The 16,132-nt window shown below is 66.8% G+C and carries 13 protein-coding genes; 9 read left to right on the forward strand and 4 right to left on the reverse strand.

From position 1 onward, the window contains the following. Positions 1-15: 15 nt before the first annotated feature. From ACQY39_RS03000 to mnmH, 8 genes are all read left to right on the forward strand, one after another. On the forward strand, positions 16-1,140 hold the full coding sequence (locus tag ACQY39_RS03000; protein ID WP_428503412.1) for a branched-chain amino acid ABC transporter permease: 1,125 nt from the start codon (positions 16-18) through the stop codon (positions 1,138-1,140). After that, positions 1,137-1,988 (forward strand): alpha/beta fold hydrolase, encoded by an 852-nt coding sequence (locus ACQY39_RS03005; RefSeq protein WP_428503413.1) that lies wholly within the window; start codon positions 1,137-1,139, stop codon positions 1,986-1,988. The genes ACQY39_RS03000 and ACQY39_RS03005 overlap by 4 nt, the downstream gene beginning before the upstream one ends. A 106-nt stretch (positions 1,989-2,094) precedes the next feature. Beyond that, entirely contained in the window at positions 2,095-2,868 is a 774-nt protein-coding gene (locus ACQY39_RS03010) for an ABC transporter ATP-binding protein (protein WP_428503414.1), read from the forward strand. Beyond that, entirely contained in the window at positions 2,865-3,584 is a 720-nt protein-coding gene (locus tag ACQY39_RS03015; RefSeq protein WP_428503415.1) for an ABC transporter ATP-binding protein, read from the forward strand. Before ACQY39_RS03010 ends, ACQY39_RS03015 begins: the two co-directional genes overlap by 4 nt. Before the next feature lie 37 nt (positions 3,585-3,621). Beyond that, the gene (locus ACQY39_RS03020; RefSeq protein ID WP_428503416.1) at positions 3,622-4,830 is read left to right on the forward strand and encodes an ABC transporter substrate-binding protein; all 1,209 of its coding nucleotides are present in this window, start codon (positions 3,622-3,624) and stop codon (positions 4,828-4,830) included. 42 nt (positions 4,831-4,872) lie between these two features. Then, on the forward strand, positions 4,873-5,760 hold the full coding sequence (locus tag ACQY39_RS03025) for a branched-chain amino acid ABC transporter permease (RefSeq protein ID WP_428503417.1): 888 nt from the start codon (positions 4,873-4,875) through the stop codon (positions 5,758-5,760). Further along, complete coding sequence (locus ACQY39_RS03030; protein ID WP_428503418.1) at positions 5,757-6,755, forward strand: branched-chain amino acid ABC transporter permease; 999 nt, start codon at positions 5,757-5,759, stop codon at positions 6,753-6,755. The genes ACQY39_RS03025 and ACQY39_RS03030 overlap by 4 nt, the downstream gene beginning before the upstream one ends. A 283-nt stretch (positions 6,756-7,038) precedes the next feature. Then, positions 7,039-8,100, forward strand: coding sequence for a tRNA 2-selenouridine(34) synthase MnmH (gene mnmH, locus ACQY39_RS03035; RefSeq protein ID WP_428503419.1), 1,062 nt, complete (start codon positions 7,039-7,041; stop codon positions 8,098-8,100). Here mnmH and ACQY39_RS03040 read toward each other — a convergent pair. Further along, positions 8,091-8,327: a zf-HC2 domain-containing protein gene (locus ACQY39_RS03040; protein WP_428503420.1), complete on the reverse strand. Its 237-nt coding sequence runs from the start codon at positions 8,325-8,327 to the stop codon at positions 8,091-8,093. The genes mnmH and ACQY39_RS03040 overlap by 10 nt on opposite strands. After that, positions 8,324-8,881: a sigma-70 family RNA polymerase sigma factor gene (locus ACQY39_RS03045; protein ID WP_428503421.1), complete on the reverse strand. Its 558-nt coding sequence runs from the start codon at positions 8,879-8,881 to the stop codon at positions 8,324-8,326. The genes ACQY39_RS03040 and ACQY39_RS03045 overlap by 4 nt, the downstream gene beginning before the upstream one ends. Positions 8,882-8,995: 114 nt before the next feature. On the opposite strand from ACQY39_RS03045, the gene ubiA reads away from it, so the two are divergent. Further along, a complete protein-coding gene (ubiA, locus tag ACQY39_RS03050; protein WP_428503422.1) occupies positions 8,996-9,901 on the forward strand; it encodes a 4-hydroxybenzoate octaprenyltransferase in 906 nt (301 codons plus the stop codon). A 57-nt stretch (positions 9,902-9,958) separates the two neighbouring features. Here ubiA and ACQY39_RS03055 read toward each other — a convergent pair whose 3' ends face one another. Continuing rightward, positions 9,959-12,577 carry a zinc-dependent metalloprotease gene (locus tag ACQY39_RS03055; RefSeq protein WP_428503423.1) on the reverse strand — a complete coding sequence of 873 codons (2,619 nt, stop codon included), beginning with the start codon at positions 12,575-12,577 and terminating at the stop codon, positions 9,959-9,961. Between the two features lie 158 nt (positions 12,578-12,735). Next, positions 12,736-16,032, reverse strand: coding sequence for a TonB-dependent receptor domain-containing protein (locus ACQY39_RS03060; protein WP_428503424.1), 3,297 nt, complete (start codon positions 16,030-16,032; stop codon positions 12,736-12,738). Between the last annotated feature and the right edge of the window lie 100 nt (positions 16,033-16,132).

Raw genomic sequence — 16,132 nt, forward strand, 5'->3', positions numbered from 1 at the left:
CAGGGACCTCAAGCCATGCATTCCACCTTCTCCCTCAAGAACCTCCTGTCCCACGACCTGCCGCGCAGCCGCTGGCTGGCCCTGCTGCTGAGCCTGAGCGTGCTGGGCCTGGCCCTGCTGCCCTTCATCTTCCCCTCGACCAAGGCGCTCAATGTCGCGGCGAAAGTGCTGGTCTTCATCGTGCTGGTGGCCAGCTACGACCTGCTGCTGGGCTACACCGGCATCGTCAGCTTTGCCCACACCATGTTCTTCGGCATCGGCGCCTACGGCATTGCCATCGCCAGCAGCCGCATGGGCGCGGGCTGGCCGGCGCTGGCCACGGGCTGGGCGGCCGGCCTGGCCTTGTCCCTGCTGCTGAGCCTGGTGATCGGGCTGTTCAGCCTGCGCGTGAAGGCGATCTTCTTTGCCATGATCACCTTGGCCGTGGCCTCGGCCTTTCTGACCCTGGCCTCGCAGCTGTCTGACTTCACCGGCGGCGAGGACGGCCTGAACTTCAAGCTGCCCGCCGCCCTGCAAGCTTCGACCGAGTACCTGGAAGAGCCGCTGCTGGGCGTGACGATTGACGGCCGCCTGCTCAGCTACTACCTGCTGTTCTTCGCCGTGCTGGGCCTGGTGCTGCTGCTGCTGCGCATCGTCAACTCGCCATTTGGCCGCGTGCTGCAAGCCATCCGCGAGAACGAGTTCCGGGCCGAGGCCATCGGCTACCGCACCGTCGTCTACCGCACCTTGTCGAATGTGCTGGCGGCCCTGTTCGCCAGCAGCGCTGGCGCCTTGCTGGCCATCTGGCTGCGCTACGCCGGGCCGGACACGGCCATGTCTTTTGAAATCATGCTGGACATCCTGCTCATCGTCGTCATCGGCGGCATGGGCACCATCTACGGCGCGGTGCTGGGCAGCCTGGTGTTCGTGCTGGCGCAGAACTATCTGCAAGACCTGCTGCGCCTGGGCGAAGGCGCGCTGCAGGGCGTGCCCCTGCTCTCGCAACTGGTGTCGCCGGACCGCTGGCTGCTCTGGCTGGGCATTCTTTTCGTGCTGGCCGTGTACCACTTCCCCAGCGGCATCGTCGGGCGCCTTCGCCTGGCGGCGGCACTGCGGGCTCACAAGCAGACAGCCACATCGGCGGAGGTGTCCTCATCATGAACCCCAGCTCCCACTACCTGCGCTGCGAAGGCCGCGAGCTGCACTACACCGAATGGGGCAGCGAGCACCGTGAATGCGTGATCGCCTGGCACGGCCTGGCCCGCACCGGCCGCGACATGGACGAGCTGGCCCGCCACCTGTCCACGCATTACCGCGTCATTTGCCCGGACACCCTCGGCCGCGGCCTCTCCGAGTGGAGCCCGGCGCCGGCCACCGAGTACTGCCTGGCTTTCTATGTGCAACAGGCCACGGCCCTGGTGGACCAGCTGGGCCTGAAAGACTTCCACTGGGTTGGCACCTCCATGGGCGGCGCCATCGGCACGCTGGCGGCGGCCACCCGTCTGCGCGGCCGCATCCGCCGCCTGGTACTCAACGACAACGGCCCGCAGCTGGCCGAGGAAGCGCTGCAGCGCATCCGCAGCTATGCCGGCCAGCCGGCGGCCTTTGCCACCGTCAGCGAGCTGGAGCAGTACTTCCGCAGCGTCTACAAACCCTATGGCTGGCTCAGCGACGAGCAGTGGCGGCAGCTGACCGAGACCTCGGTGCGCCGCCTGCCCGATGGCCGGGTCACCCCGCACTACGACCCGGCCATGGCCCTGCAGTTCACCCACCACCCGGACGACTACCTGCTCTGGGACGCCTGGGACAGCCTGGCCTTGCCGGTGCTGTGCCTGCGCGGCGAGCATTCCGACCTGCTGCTGGAAAGCACGGTGCAGGCCATGCGCGAGCGCGGCCCGGCCGCGGCCGTGGTCACCATCCCCGGCTGCGGCCATGCGCCCGCCCTCAATGTGCCGGAGCAGCTGGACCTGGTGGAGCGCTTTCTGCGCGCCGACGGGGTGGCCGCATGAGCCGGCATGCGGGTATGTCCGCAGCGTGCAGCCCCCCGGCTTCATCGGCAGCTGGGCACTCTGCTGCTACGCTTGATTCGTCCCATGAACCGGCGAACGTCTGACGATGAGCGAACTGATTCTTGAAACGCGAGGTCTGAGCAAGGACTTCAAAGGCTTCACCGCCGTGGACGGGGTGAACCTGCAAGTCGCGCGCGGCGCCATCCATGCCTTGATCGGCCCCAACGGGGCGGGCAAGACCACCTGCTTCAATCTGCTGACCAAGTTCCTGGAACCGACGCGCGGCCAGATCCTGTTCAACGGGGTGGACATCACCGGCGAGCGGCCGGCCGAAATTGCGCGGCGCGGCGTCATCCGCAGCTTCCAGATCTCGGCCGTGTTTCCGCACCTGACGGTGCTGGAGAACGTGCGCATCGGCCTGCAGCGCTTCACCGGCACCAGCTTCCATTTCTGGAAGGGCCTGACCGGCCTGAAGCAACTGGACGCGCGCGTGCTCGCCCTGCTGGAACTGGTGGACCTGCGCGAGATGGCCAGCCTCAAGGCCGGCGACCTGCCCTACGGCCGCAAGCGCGCGCTCGAGATCGCCACCACCATGGCCATGGAGCCGGCGCTGATGCTGCTGGACGAGCCGACCCAGGGCATGGGCCACGAGGATGTGGACCGTGTCACCGCCCTGATCAAACGCGTGGCCGAGGGCCGCACCGTGCTGATGGTTGAACACAATATGAAGGTCGTCAGCACCATTGCCGACCGCATCACCGTGCTGGCGCGCGGCTCGGTGCTGGCCGAGGGCGACTACACCGAAGTCTCGCGCCACCCCGCCGTGCTGGAGGCGTATATGGGCACCGAGGCGACCGAGTTGCAGGGAGCACACGCATGAGCTCGGCCGACACTGCATTGGAGATCCGGGACCTGCACGCCTGGTATGGCGAGAGCCACATCCTGCATGGCATCCATCTGTCCGTGCAGCGGGGTCAGGTCTTGACCCTGCTGGGCCGCAACGGCGCCGGCCGCACCACCACCTTGCGCGCCATCATGGGCCTGACCGGGCGGCGCCAGGGTTCGATCCGCGTGCACGGCGAGGAGACCATCGCCCTGCCCACCCACCGCATCGCCCACCTGGGCTTGGGCTACTGCCCGGAGGAGCGCGGCATCTTTGCCTCGCTGACGACCGAGGAAAACCTGCGCCTGCCGCCGCGCCTCAGCGGTGGCCGCGCCACGCCCATGACGGAAGCGCAGATCTACGAGATGTTCCCCAATCTGGCCGAGCGCCGGAACAGCCCGGGCACGCGGCTCTCGGGCGGCGAGCAGCAGATGCTGGCCGTGGCCCGCATCCTGCGCACCGGCGCCGACATCCTGCTGCTGGACGAGATCTCCGAAGGCCTGGCCCCGGTGATCGTGCAGGCCCTGGCGCGCATGATCACCACGCTCAAGGCCCAGGGCTTCACCATCGTCATGGTGGAGCAGAACTTCCGCTTTGCCGCGCCGCTGGCCGACCACTTCATCGTCGTCGAGCACGGCGAGGTGGTGGCGTCTTTCCCCGCTTCCGAGCTGGCCGCGCAGCAGGCCAAGCTGGACGAATTGTTGAGTGTGTGAACCCTTGATCCATCGACCCCATAAAAGGAGACCGTCCATGAAGTCCATCAAATTCAAGCATGTCGCACTGGCCAGCCTGCTGGCCTGCGGCAGCGCCGCCCAGGCGCAAATTTCCGGTGATGTGGTCAAGATCGGCATCATCACCGACATGTCCAGCGTGTATGCGGACATCGACGGCGCTGGCGGCGTCGAAGCGATCAAGATGGCCATCGCCGATATGAAGGGCATGGTCGCCGGCAAGAAGATCGAGCTGATCTTCGCCGACCACCAGAACAAGGCCGACGTGGCCGCCAGCAAGGCGCGCGAGTGGATCGACACCCAGGGCCTGGACCTCTTGATCGGCGGCACCAACTCGGGCGCCAGCTTGGCCATGGCCAAGATCGCGGCCGAGAAGAAAAAGCCCTTCATCGTCATCGGCGCCGGCTCGGCCCGCCTGACCAATGAGGACTGCTCGCCCTACACCATCCACTACGCCTACGACACCGTGGCCCTGGCCAACGGCACCGGCGCGGCCGTGACCAAGGGCGGCGGCAAGAGCTGGTACTTCCTGACCGCCGACTATGCCTTCGGCGCCTCGCTGCAGGCCGACACAGCCGCGGTGGTGGCCAAGAGCGGCGGCAAGGTGGTGGGCAGCGTCAAGCACCCGCTCAATGCCAGCGATTTTTCCTCCTTCCTGCTGCAAGCCCAGGGCTCGGGCGCACAGATCCTGGGCCTGGCCAATGCCGGCGGCGACACCATCAATGCGGTCAAGGCCGCCAACGAGTTCGGCGTCACCAAGACCATGAAGCTGGCCGGTCTGCTGATGTTCATCAACGACATCCACTCCCTGGGCCTGAAGACCACCGAAGGCATGTACCTGACCGACAGCTGGTACTGGAACCAGACGCCCGAGGCACGTGCCTGGAGCCGCCGCTTCTTCGAGAAGATGAAGCGCATGCCCTCCTCGCTGCAAGCGGCCGACTACTCCGCCGCCTGGAACTACCTCAAGGCCGTGGAAGCCACCAAGACCGACGACGCCGACAAGGTGATCGCGCAGATGAAGGCCACGCCCATCAACGACTTCTTCTCCAAGGGCCAGATCCGCAAGGAAGACGGCCGCTTCGTCCACGACATGTTCCTGCTGCAGGTCAAGTCGCAGAAGGACTCCGTGGAACCCTGGGATTACTTCAAGGTCGTGACCCGCATCCCCGGTGAAGAAGCCTTCACCAAGCTGGCCGACTCAAAGTGCCCGGCGGTGAAGAAGTAAGGCACGCGAGTTGTTGAGCATGAGCGCAGACAGGCCCAGAACATGACGGACTTTTTCGGTATCCCCCTGCCCGCCCTTCTGGGCCAGCTGCTGCTGGGCCTGGTGAACGGCTCGTTTTACGCGATGCTGTCCCTGGGCCTGGCCGTGATCTTCGGCATGCTCAACATCATCAACTTCGCCCATGGCGCGCTCTACATGATGGGCGCCTTCCTGGCCTGGATGGGGCTGGAGTACCTGGGCCTCAATTACTGGGTGATGCTGCTGCTGGCGCCGCTGCTCGTCGGTGTGCTGGGCATCTTGATCGAGCGCCTGCTGCTGCAATGGCTGTACAAGCTCGACCACATCTACGGCCTGCTGCTGACCTTTGGCATCACCCTGGTGATGGAGGGCGTCTTCCGCAGCTTCTACGGCGTCTCGGGCCAGCAGTACGCGGTGCCTGAGGCCTTGCAGGGCGCCACCAACCTGGGCTTCATGGTGCTGCCCAATTACCGCGCCTGGGTGGTGGTGGCCTCCATCACCGTCTGCCTGGCGGTCTGGGCCCTGATCGAGAAAACCAGCCTGGGCGCCACCCTGCGCGCCGGCACCGAGAACCCCAAGCTGGTGCAGGCCTTTGGCATCAATGTGCCGCGCATGATCACCCTGACCTACGCCGGCGGCGTGGCCCTGGCCGCCTTTGCCGGCGTGCTGGCCGCGCCCATCCTGCAGGTGACGGCGCTGATGGGCAGCAACCTCATCATCGTCGTCTTCGCAGTGGTCGTGATCGGCGGCATGGGCTCCATCCTCGGCTCCATCCTCACGGGTCTGGGCTTGGGCCTGGTCGAGGGTCTGACCAAGGTCTTCTACCCCGAGGCGTCCAGCACGGTGGTCTTTGTCGTCATGGCCCTGGTCCTGCTGGTCCGCCCCGCCGGTCTTTTTGGTAAAGAAAAATGAGCGCCACCCCGACCCGCAACCCCTTGCTCGGCTACGGCCTGCTGTTCGGCGCCATCGCCCTGCTGCCGGCCCTGGGCGTCTACCCCATCTTCGTGATGAAGGTGCTGTGCTTCGCCCTGTTCGCCTGCGCCTTCAATCTACTGGTGGGCTTCACCGGCCTGCTGAGCTTTGGCCATGCGGCTTTTCTCGGCACCGCCGCTTACGGCGCCGGCCATGCACTCAAGGTCTGGGGCCTGCCCACGCCTATGGGCTTGCTCTTCGGCATGCTGGCGGCCGGCGGTGTCGGCCTGATCTTTGGTCTGCTGGCGATTCGCCGCACCGGCATCTACTTTTCGATGATCACCCTGGCCCTGAGTCAGATGCTGTTCTTCGTCTTCCTGCAAGCGCCTTTCACCGGCGGCGAGGACGGCCTGCAGTCGGTGCCGCGCGGCCATTTTCTGGGCCTCGATCTGGCGAGTGACCTGACGCTGTACTACGTGGTGCTGGGGCTCTTCATCGCCGGCTTCTGGTTGATCTACCGCACCGTGCACTCGCCCTTCGGCCAGGTGCTGACCTCGATCCGCGAGAACGAGCCGCGCGCGATTTCGCTGGGCTACGACGTCGACCGCTTCAAGCTGCTGGCCTTTGTGCTCTCGGCCATGCTGGCCGGCCTGGCCGGCGCCACCAAGACCCTGGTGCTGGGCTTCGCCACCCTGACCGACGCGGTCTGGACCACCTCGGGCCTGGTCATCCTGATGACCCTGGTTGGCGGCATGGGCACCCTGGTCGGGCCCATGCTGGGCGCGCTCATCATCATCGCGCTGGAGAACAAGATCGGCGACCTGGGCAAGGCCCTGGCCGATGTCTCGGGCATCGCCTGGTTCAACGGCCTGGGCGAATCGGTCAGCCTGGTGACCGGCCTGATCTTCATCGTCTGCGTGCTGGCCTTCCGCCGCGGCCTGGTCGGCGAGGCCCTGGCCTGGTGGGAGCGGCGGCAGGCGCCGGCCGGGCGCTGATGCCCCAACGCCCGCGAGCAGGCGGCTCGCTTTCAAGTTGGCACTGGGTCTGAGTCTCGGGCTGGCCGGCCTGCTGCTGGCCATGCTCGATGCCTGGGCCGCGAGCCGAGCTCCGCGGCACGGCTGAGACGGCGCTGCGGGCCCGGGCCACGCCGGTGAACACCGCCGGTCTGGACGAAGTGCCCCCCGGGCCCATGCGACACTGAGCGCCATCTGATTCCAAGAGCCCACGCATGAACTCGCAGCCCCCCTTGACGCCGCAAGCCCGGCGTCAGGCAACCGCATGAGCAGCAGCAGCAGCCACCGCGGCCCGGTCGGCATCGAGGAGCTGCCTCGCTTCGACTGCCTGATCGACGCCCGCTCGCCGGCCGAATTCGCGCTCGACCACATCCCCGGCGCCATCAACTGCCCGGTGCTCGACGACGAAGAGCGCCGCATCGTCGGCACGCTCTACAAGCAGCAAGGCGCCTTCGAAGCGCGCCGTGTCGGCGGCGCCATGGTGGCGGCCAATCTGGCGCGGCATCTGCAATCCGAGGTCTTCAAGAATCAGCCGATCGGCTGGAAACCGCTGGTCTATTGCTGGCGCGGCGGCTTGCGCAGCGGCTCCATGGTGCAGTGGCTGCGCCTGGTTGGCTGGGACGCGCAGCAACTGGCCGGCGGCTACAAACGCTTCCGCCAGCATGTGATGGAGACGCTGGACCAGCGCTGCCCGGCGCTGCCGCTGCGCGTGGTCTGCGGCGCCACCGGCAGCGCCAAAACCCAGCTGCTGCTGGCCCTGGCCCGGCAAGGCGCCCAGGTGCTGGATCTGGAAGGCCTGGCCTGCCACAAGGGCTCCATGCTGGGCGACCTGCCCGATCAGGCCCAGCCCTCGCAAAAAGCCTTCGACACCGCGCTGTATGCCGCCTTGGCCGGCCTGGACCTGAGCCAGCCCGTCTACATCGAAGCCGAGAGCCGCAAAATCGGCCGCATCACGGTGCCCTCAGCCCTGCTGGAGCGCATGCGCGCCAGCCCTTGCATCGAGCTGCGCGCCAGCGAAGAGGCGCGCCTGGAATTCCTGCTGCGCGACTACGCCTATCTGGGCGCAGACGGTGCCGGCCTGGCCCGTATCCTCGACCGACTGCGCCCCAGCCACGGCCATGAAACCGTCAATCGCTGGCAGGACTGGGCGCGCAGCGCCACCCTGGCGCCGCTGTTCGCCGAGCTGATGCGCAGCCACTACGACCCGCACTACGCACGCTCCCAGGCCGCCAACTTTCAGCAATGGCCACAGCGCCAGGTGCTGGAGGCACAGGCCCTGCTGCCGCAAGACATCGAGGCCTTAGCCCAACAGCTGCGTCAGTCCTGAGCGGCGGGCGGCTGTCCGCCTCCGCCCTCGCCTCCACTTGCACTCTCACCCGCACCGAGCCGGCGCATGGCCTGGTGCAAAAAGGCCATCTGCTCCTCCACCGTACGGCAGTTGCGGCACATCACCAGATGCAGTCGGAAGCGGGCGCGCGCGCTCGGTTCCAGCGTTTGCTCATGGCGATCGCTGATCAGGCGAGCCACCTCGCGGCAATCGAACATCAGCTTCATGCCTGCACCTGGAACCAGTTCTTGTCCAGGCATTCGCGCAGCGACATGCGCGCCCGGTACAGCATCACGCCGCAGTGGTTGCTGGTGATGCCCAGCTCGCCGCAGATGTCCTCGACCTCCTGGTCCAGGCTTTCCCGCATCATGAAGACCCGCCCGACCTTGGCCGGCAAGCGGTCAATGCAGGCTTGCAAGGTGGCGAAAAACTGCTGCTGCTCCAGCGCCCGCTCGGGCTCGCGCCAGGCGGCCTGCGGCTCCTGCCAATGGCCGTGGCTGGTGAACAGCGCGTCGAGTGCATCGTCCATGCTCTGCTCATCGAGCGGCTCGATATGGACCTCGCGCCCGCGCTTGCGCAGCAGGTCGATGATCTTGAACTTGAGGATGCCGGTGGCGTAAGTCCGCAGCGAGCTGCGCCCCTCGAAGGCCTCGGGCTTCTCCAGGATGGCCAGAAAGGTCTCGGACACCGCGTCCTCGGCCAGGCTGTCATGGCGCAGCTGCAGCTGCGCAAAGCGCAGCAAGGGCTGGTGCAGAGCCGCAAGTTGGGATTCCAGGGTCATGGGCAGGCCGGTGGCGAGGAATGAAGCTTCCGCTTGGTCGGCGGAAGGATGACCCACATTACAGCGCAGAAGTCAGCGCATAAGACGGGCAGCGCCGCGGCGACAATCGCGGCCATGAGTTCCAACGTTTCGCCTACCCGTTTTCGGCTCTACCTGAACCTGATCCGCTGGGACCGGCCCGCCGGCTGGCTGCTGCTGCTCTGGCCGACGCTCAGCAGCCTCTGGATCGCGGCCGACGGCTGGCCGGGCTGGCACCTGCTGGCGGTCTTCATCGGCGGCACCGTGCTGATGCGCTCGGCCGGCTGCTGCGTCAACGACGTCGCCGACCGCGATTTCGACAAACACGTCAAACGCACCGCCCAGCGCCCCGTCACCAGCGGCGCGGTGTCGGTGAAGGAAGCCCTGGCCCTGGGGGCAGGTCTTGCCCTGCTGGCTTTCGGCCTGGTGCTGACCACCAATGCGCCGACCATTCTGCTGTCCTTCGCCGCCCTGGCCGTGACCCTGCTCTACCCCTATGCCAAGCGGGTGCTGAACATGCCGCAGGCGGTGCTGGGCGTGGCCTTCAGCTTCGGCATCCCCATGGCCTTCTCGGCCGCCCTGGGAGGCACCGAATGGAGCCTGGCCGCCATCAACGCCGCCGTGCCGCTCTCGGCCTGGGCCCTGCTGGTGGCCAATCTGTTCTGGGTGCTGGCCTACGACACCGAGTACGCCATGGTCGACCGCGACGACGACATCCGCATCGGCATCAAGACCTCGGCCCTGACGCTGGGCCGCTTCGATGTGGCCGGCGTGATGGCCTTCTACGCCATCTACCTGGCTGCCTGGACGGCCCTGGGCCTGCGCCTGGGCCTGGGCCGCGTCTTTCTGCTCGGCATGGCCGTGGCGGCGGCGCAAGTGGTCTGGCACTACAGCCTGATCAAGGACCGCAGCCGCGAGGGCTGCTTCAAGGCCTTCCGCGAGAACCACTGGGTCGGCCTGGCGGTGTTCGCGGGCACGGTGGCGGATCTGGCGCTGCGCTGAGGGGCCCGGGGCTGACCCGGTCCCTTCAGCGCGCCGATAGGGCCGGCGTGCCGTGCCTCAGTGCCGGTGGCCCAGGCTCTGAGCCGGTGAATCCGGCCAGAAGCCCACGGCTGTCAAATCCTGCCAGCAGGCCGCAGCGGCGTCTTCGGTCCAGGCGCGGCCCGAGGCATTGCCCTTGGCCTGAGCCGCTTGAAGCGGGTCCAGTGCCTTGGCGCTGACATCGGCCAGCTCGGCCCAGTGGCCACGGGCCGTGCTTTCGCGGGCGCTGCCGGCGGCGCTGGCGAAGCGCTGGCTCAGACGTTTGAGCTCAGCCCGAATCTGGGCGCGGCCATCGTCCATGCCGGCGCCTTCACCGAGGCGTGAGGCCAGCAACTCGACATAAGAGCGCTGCAGATTGCGGCGCGCCGCCAGCGGGCTGCTGCCCTGGGCCAGCTCACCAAAGACACCGCCGCGCAGATCGGCCAGCAGCTGCTCGACGCGGTAGGCGCGCTCGCCGAGCGCGCTCTCCTGACCTTGCAAGCGCACCAGGCGCGAGCGATCCAGCAGATGGCTGAGCATGCCGCGCTGCAGGTTCAAGAGCGCACCGCTGGGCAGGGTGGGCGTCAGGCGCTCCACCACGGCAGGCTCGAACAACCAGCTCGGCGTCTTGAACAACAGCTCGTTGATCAGAGCCACGGCACGCGCCTGCTGGGCCTTGTTGGCCGGCTGGCTGATGGCCCCGACCTGCGAGCCATGCTTGTTCTGGTAGTCATAACCGCCCACCAGCGCGGCCACATGGCCCAGCTCATTGCGCCACTGACCCCAAACGGCCTTGTACAGCTCTTCCAGATCGCGGTCGCTCTCGCCGGCGCGCAGGGTCATCTTGGGCAGGTTCTTGACGATGCGCTGCAGGTTCTTGGTGCCCAGCTCGGTCGCGCGCACCGCGTCGGCATCGCCCACGGCCTCCATCACCACGCCGTAGTCGCCTTCACCCTTGGGCGATTGGAAGCGCAGCCAGGGCTTGCCATCTTGCTCGCGCGCCCAGGCGTCCAACACCGGCTTCTCGGCAGCCGGCGTGCTCGCGTTGGGGATGGGGGTGTAGCCCCACTTGGTGGCGTAGATGTCGTAGGGGCCAACCTTGGGGATCAGCAGGGCCGGGTCAATCCTGTCCTCGGGTTGGACCACATAGTTCATGCGGCTGTAGTCCATGATGGAGGAAACATGGCCCATGGTGGCCAGCCACTTCGCATCGCGCAGCTTCTCGAAGGGGTACTGCGAGCTGGCCTTCATATTGTGCTGAAAGCCCAGCGAGTGGCCGACTTCATGCGTCACCACATAGGCCACCAGATCGCCCATCAAGTCGTCGGGCAGAGGCAGCTGCTGGGCGCGCGGATCGACGGCACCGGCCTGGCTGATGTACCAGTCACGCAGGATCTTCTGGATGTTGTGATACATCACGATGTTGGCATTCAGTATCTCGCCGCTGCGCGGGTCGCTGAGGTGCGGGCCATAGGCATTGGGGATGGACGAGGGCACCCAGCGGATGATGCTGTAGCGCACGTCTTCGGGGTCGAACTCGGGGTCGTCTTGCTTGCTCGGGAAGAGCCGGGCCTGCACCGCGTTCTTGAAGCCGGCGGCCTCGAAGGCCACATTCCAGGCCTCGATGCCCTTCTTGACGTAGGGCACCAGGGCGGTGGGCGTGCTCTTGTCGATGTACCAGACGATGGGCTTGACCGGCTCGCTCAGGGCCGCCGCCGGGTCCTTCTTTTCCAGGCGCCAGCGAGTGATCAGTCGCTCGCGCTCGACGCCATGGCGGTCGCTGCCAAAGTCGGTGCGGCTGACAAAAAAGTAGCCGATGCGATCGTCCATCAGGCGCGGCATCATGGCTTGTTCCGGCAGCTCCACGAGGCTGTAGGCCAGGTTCATGCTGGCCGAGCGAGCCGGGAAATGCGGCGGCGCCTTCATCGGGCCCACGGGCGTTTGCACCATCGCCGGCGCGGTGTAGGTGTGAACCGCGTCGATGCGCAGGCTGCCCGGGAAGGCACGGCTGCTTTCCACAAAGCTGCGCGAGGCATCGAGCGAAGTGCCCTGGATCAGGCGGCGGGCCGTGAAATCCCCGACCTCGGACGTGAACAGGCGGCCGACCTCGATCACCGGCGCGCCATCGGCCGCAAAGCTCTCGACATTGAAGGCCAGCAGGATGGCATCGCGCTGCGAATCGCGCACCGCCTGGGCATTGGGCCGCGAGGCCTCGGACACATAGGCATGGTCCACCGCATGGAAGTAGACCTTGTTGCCCTTGAGGCTGAAACGCACCACCTCCTGGTTGAGCGATTTGCCGACATGGTCCACATCGGAGGGTACGGCCGTGGCGTTGGCCACCATCAGCAGCTGCTTGTCGAGCAGCTTCTTGGGGATCTCAAAGTACAGCTTCTGCTTGACGCTGTGCAGGGTGATCAGGCCCTTCTGGGTCTTGGCTTCCTTGGTGATCACCTTGTCGTAGGGCTTGGGTTCCAGGGCGGCCTCGGGGCCGGCCGGAGCGCCCGGCTTGGCCGCGGCAGTGCCGGCGGCGGCATCGGCCGCCGGGGTGGGCGCGGGTGCGTCCTGGGCCAGGGCACTGCTGCTCAAGGCCAGACCGGCAGCCAGCGCCAGCAGGCTGCGCGCGAAGGGAGAGTGGGCGGGGTGTGAGTGCTTCATGGTGGGGGCAGGCAGGGGTGGGGAAAGGAAAGACCGGGTGCGGCAAGGCTTGCCCGCAAGGAGCCGCGCCCTTGTGGGCGGCAGCCTCGGAGCTTGGGTCTGGAGGTGGGCGGCCTGCGGGCCGGACCGGCGTGCGGCCCGAACCCGCAAGCTCAGCGTCAGAAGCGTTTGCGCAGGGTGAAGGTGTAGCGCAGCATGCGCGGGTCGACGCTGCCATTGACATTGCCCGTGGGGCTCAGCGGCGGGGCGGTGTCCAGCGCATTGATCAGGCCGAAAGAAACCCGCGTGTTGTGCAGCCAATGACCAAGCCAGCCATCGCGCTCATGCAGACCGCCGGTGCCGAAGTCGTACCAGACATTGGTGTTGAACTGCTGGGTCTTGGGGTAGTCGACCACGGGCGGGAACAGGCTGACCGGAAAGCCGGCCTGGCGGATCATGGTCATGCTGGCACCCAAGCCACGGTAGCTCCAGCTCAGGCTGCTGACCGAGCGGGTCGGGCGCAGCCGGGCCGAAACGTAGGGGCTGGGCGTGGCGGCCGGCGTGGCCATGCTCTCCAGGCGATCGGTCTTGGTGATCTTGCTGCTGAAGATGAACTCGCCCCAGGTCGTCTGGCGCTGGAAACGCAGCGCGTAGTCATAGCCCGAGCTGCGGAACTTGGCGATGTTCATGGAGCTGTTGTCCACGCCATTGATGCGGCCCACGGTGTAGCCCGCGGCCGCGTCAGCGGCGCTCAGCGGCGCGCGCGTGTAGGTCTCGGGGAAGTAAAGCAGGCGCTCCTGGCGAGTCAGGCTGCCGACCCGATCGAGGATTTCCGACTGCCAGCGGTCCACCGAGAACGAGAAGCCCTTGGCCGCCTCCCAGGGCGCCTCGAACACCAGGCCGATATTGCGGTGGGTGGAGCTTTCCGGCTTGAGCAGAGGGTTGCCGCCCACCGTGGTGGGCAACACGCCGACAAAGGCCTCATTCTTGCGGTAGGTGTCGATCAGGGCGCTGCTGCCCGTGGCCGGCACCGTCTGGTTGCTGACAAAACGCGGCCGCGTGATGTCGATCAGGTAGGGCACTCGAAAGGCCTCGTTGTGCGAGGCACGCAAAGCCAGCCAGGCGGTGGGTTTGAACAGCAGGCCGTACTGCGGTTTGGTGGCAGCGCCGAAATCGTTGTAGTGATCACGCCGCACGGCGCCGGTGACGCTCAGGCTGTGGGCCAAGGGCAGGCGCAGATCGGACTTGGTGGACAGCAGCGGGATCGCCACTTCCAGGTACTGCGCATCGACCTTGCGGTCCTGCTTGGGCTCGGCCGCTTCGGTGCCGTTGGACTGGGTCGAGCTGTTGAAGAATTGGACCGACTCGACCCGTTGTTCGGCACCCACGGCCAGATTGACCGGGCCAGCCGGCAGCTGCCAGATCGGGCCGTCCAGATTGAGCGCCGTGCTGCGCGTGCGCGGCTGGTCCTGGCGCGAATCCTCAAAGTACAAGGCCTCCAGCACACCGGCGGCGTTGGGGCCCTTGCCCGAGCCGAGCAAGGCCAAGCTGTCGTGCAGCAGCACGGGCTTGCTGGCGCCGTTGATGGCGGCCATCAGCTTGCCGCCGTCAAACTGGTACACGCCCTCCGGCAACTCGGGGTTGCTGCGCGCATCGGCCAGGCTGAAGTGATAGCGCCAATCGCCAGGCAGATCGCCGCGCAAACCCAGGGTGGTCGATTGCTGCGAGTAGCGGTAATGGCGGGCGGGCGTGCCCAGCTCCCACAGGTATTTGTCCACCATGATGGGCACACCGAAGGGGTTGCCCGGATAGCCAGCGGGGATGCGGGTGTTCAAGCGCACCGGATCGCCAGGCGCCTCCGATTCATTGCGCGACCAGTTGTAGCTGGCATACAGCGTGGCCCAGGGGGCGAACTGGTAGTCGGCATACAGATTGGCCACCTTGCGGGTGTAGGGGTTGATCGCGTTCAGGTGCTTGGCCGCGTCATAACGCTGGGTTGCGGCGGCACCGGCGAAATCCTTGACCGTAGCAGTGCGGCCATTGGCGCCAGCAGGGACGAAGGCGGTGGACGCCCCGATGCCCGGCAGCTGGCCACTGACGGCGCTGACCACGCCACCAATGGCCGGGTTGTTGCGGGTGTTGTCCGCACCGCCCCAAGGGCGGCGGTCGTCCGAAGCCAGCCATTCGCGGTCGCGCAAAGCCAGGGCGTTTTGAGTCTCGACAGAGAGCATGCCGCGCGCCGAGAAGCCACTCTTGCGGAAGGCATGGCTCAGAGCCAGGCGGTCGTTGGCCGCGTCCCGATCAACCGTGTTGTCGCGGGCGTACTCGATCTCGGTGCCCGAGTAGCGCTTGCGGGTGATGATGTTGACCACGCCGCCCACGGCATCGGCGCCATAGATGGCGCTGCCGCCACCGAGCAGCACTTCCACCCGCTCGATGGCCGACATCGGGATGCCTGTCGCCTCGTAGGCCTCGGCCACGCCGCGCGAGCCGGTCTTGGGCAGGCGCATGCCGTCCACCAGGATCAAGGTGTTGCCCGCGCCCAAGCCACGCAGATCAAAGAGCAGGCGCCCGTCCGGCGAACCGCGCGAGCTGTTGCCGTCAAAGCTGGTCGAGGCTCCGACCGAGAGTTGCGGGATCAGATTGCGCAGCTCGGCCAAGGTCGTGACACCAGAGCGCTCGATGTCCTGACGCGTCAGCACCGTGACCGGGTTGACACCCTGCTCACCGAGGATGGAGCGCAGGTGCGAGCCCGTCACCTCGACGCGAGCGATGGTCTCCAGGCGCCGCACCACATACTCGCCGGTAGCGACTTGCACGCCCACGGCCAGGCGGGTGTCGGCCAGCAGGCGCTGAAAAGCCTGCAAGGTGGTGAACTCGCCGCTGATGCGGTTGGTGCGCACGCCGCTGAGTTCGTTTTCCTTGAAGCTGACCGAAACACCGGCCAGGCGGGCTGCCTGCTGCACCGTCTCCAGCGCATCGCCGGCAGCCAGATCAAAGCTGTGAACGCGGCCGGCCGATTCGGCCAGCACTGAGGCCGGACGGCGCGATTCAGGCACCTCACCACCGTCACCGCCTCGGCCCTGCTCCAGGGCGGCCGACGCGCCCGAAGCCCGGAGGCCCGGCGTCGACCCTCCGGGAGCACGCAAAGTTGCCGCGTTAGGGCCGGTGTCGATGATCTGCAGACCGCTGCCTTCCAGCAAGCGGGCCAGAGCCTCACGCGGGCTCATCACGCCGCTGACGGCCTTGCTGTTGAGGCCGCGCAGCAGCTCGGGCGCGTAGAGCAGCTGGAAGTTCAGCTGCTTGACAAAGGTCTGCAAGGCCTGGGCCGTGGGCTGGGCGGGAATCTCGATGGCCTGGGGCTTGGCAGTGGCCTCGGCCCCAGGCGTAGTCTGGGCCTGAGCCGGCAGCTGCAATGCCAGCGCGGCGGCCAGAGCCAGGGGTCGAAGATCAAAAGAACGGAATCGGGGCTGCAAGATGGTGGCTCCAATGACAGAGGTGGTTCGGGCGTCGCGCACAACTGCTATGTCGACGCGCCAGCCACCACCTCCCCCCAAAGGACAAACCCTGATATCG

This window comes from Roseateles sp. (genome assembly GCF_965262435.1).
Classification (GTDB): Bacteria; Pseudomonadota; Gammaproteobacteria; order Burkholderiales; family Burkholderiaceae_C; genus Paucibacter_A.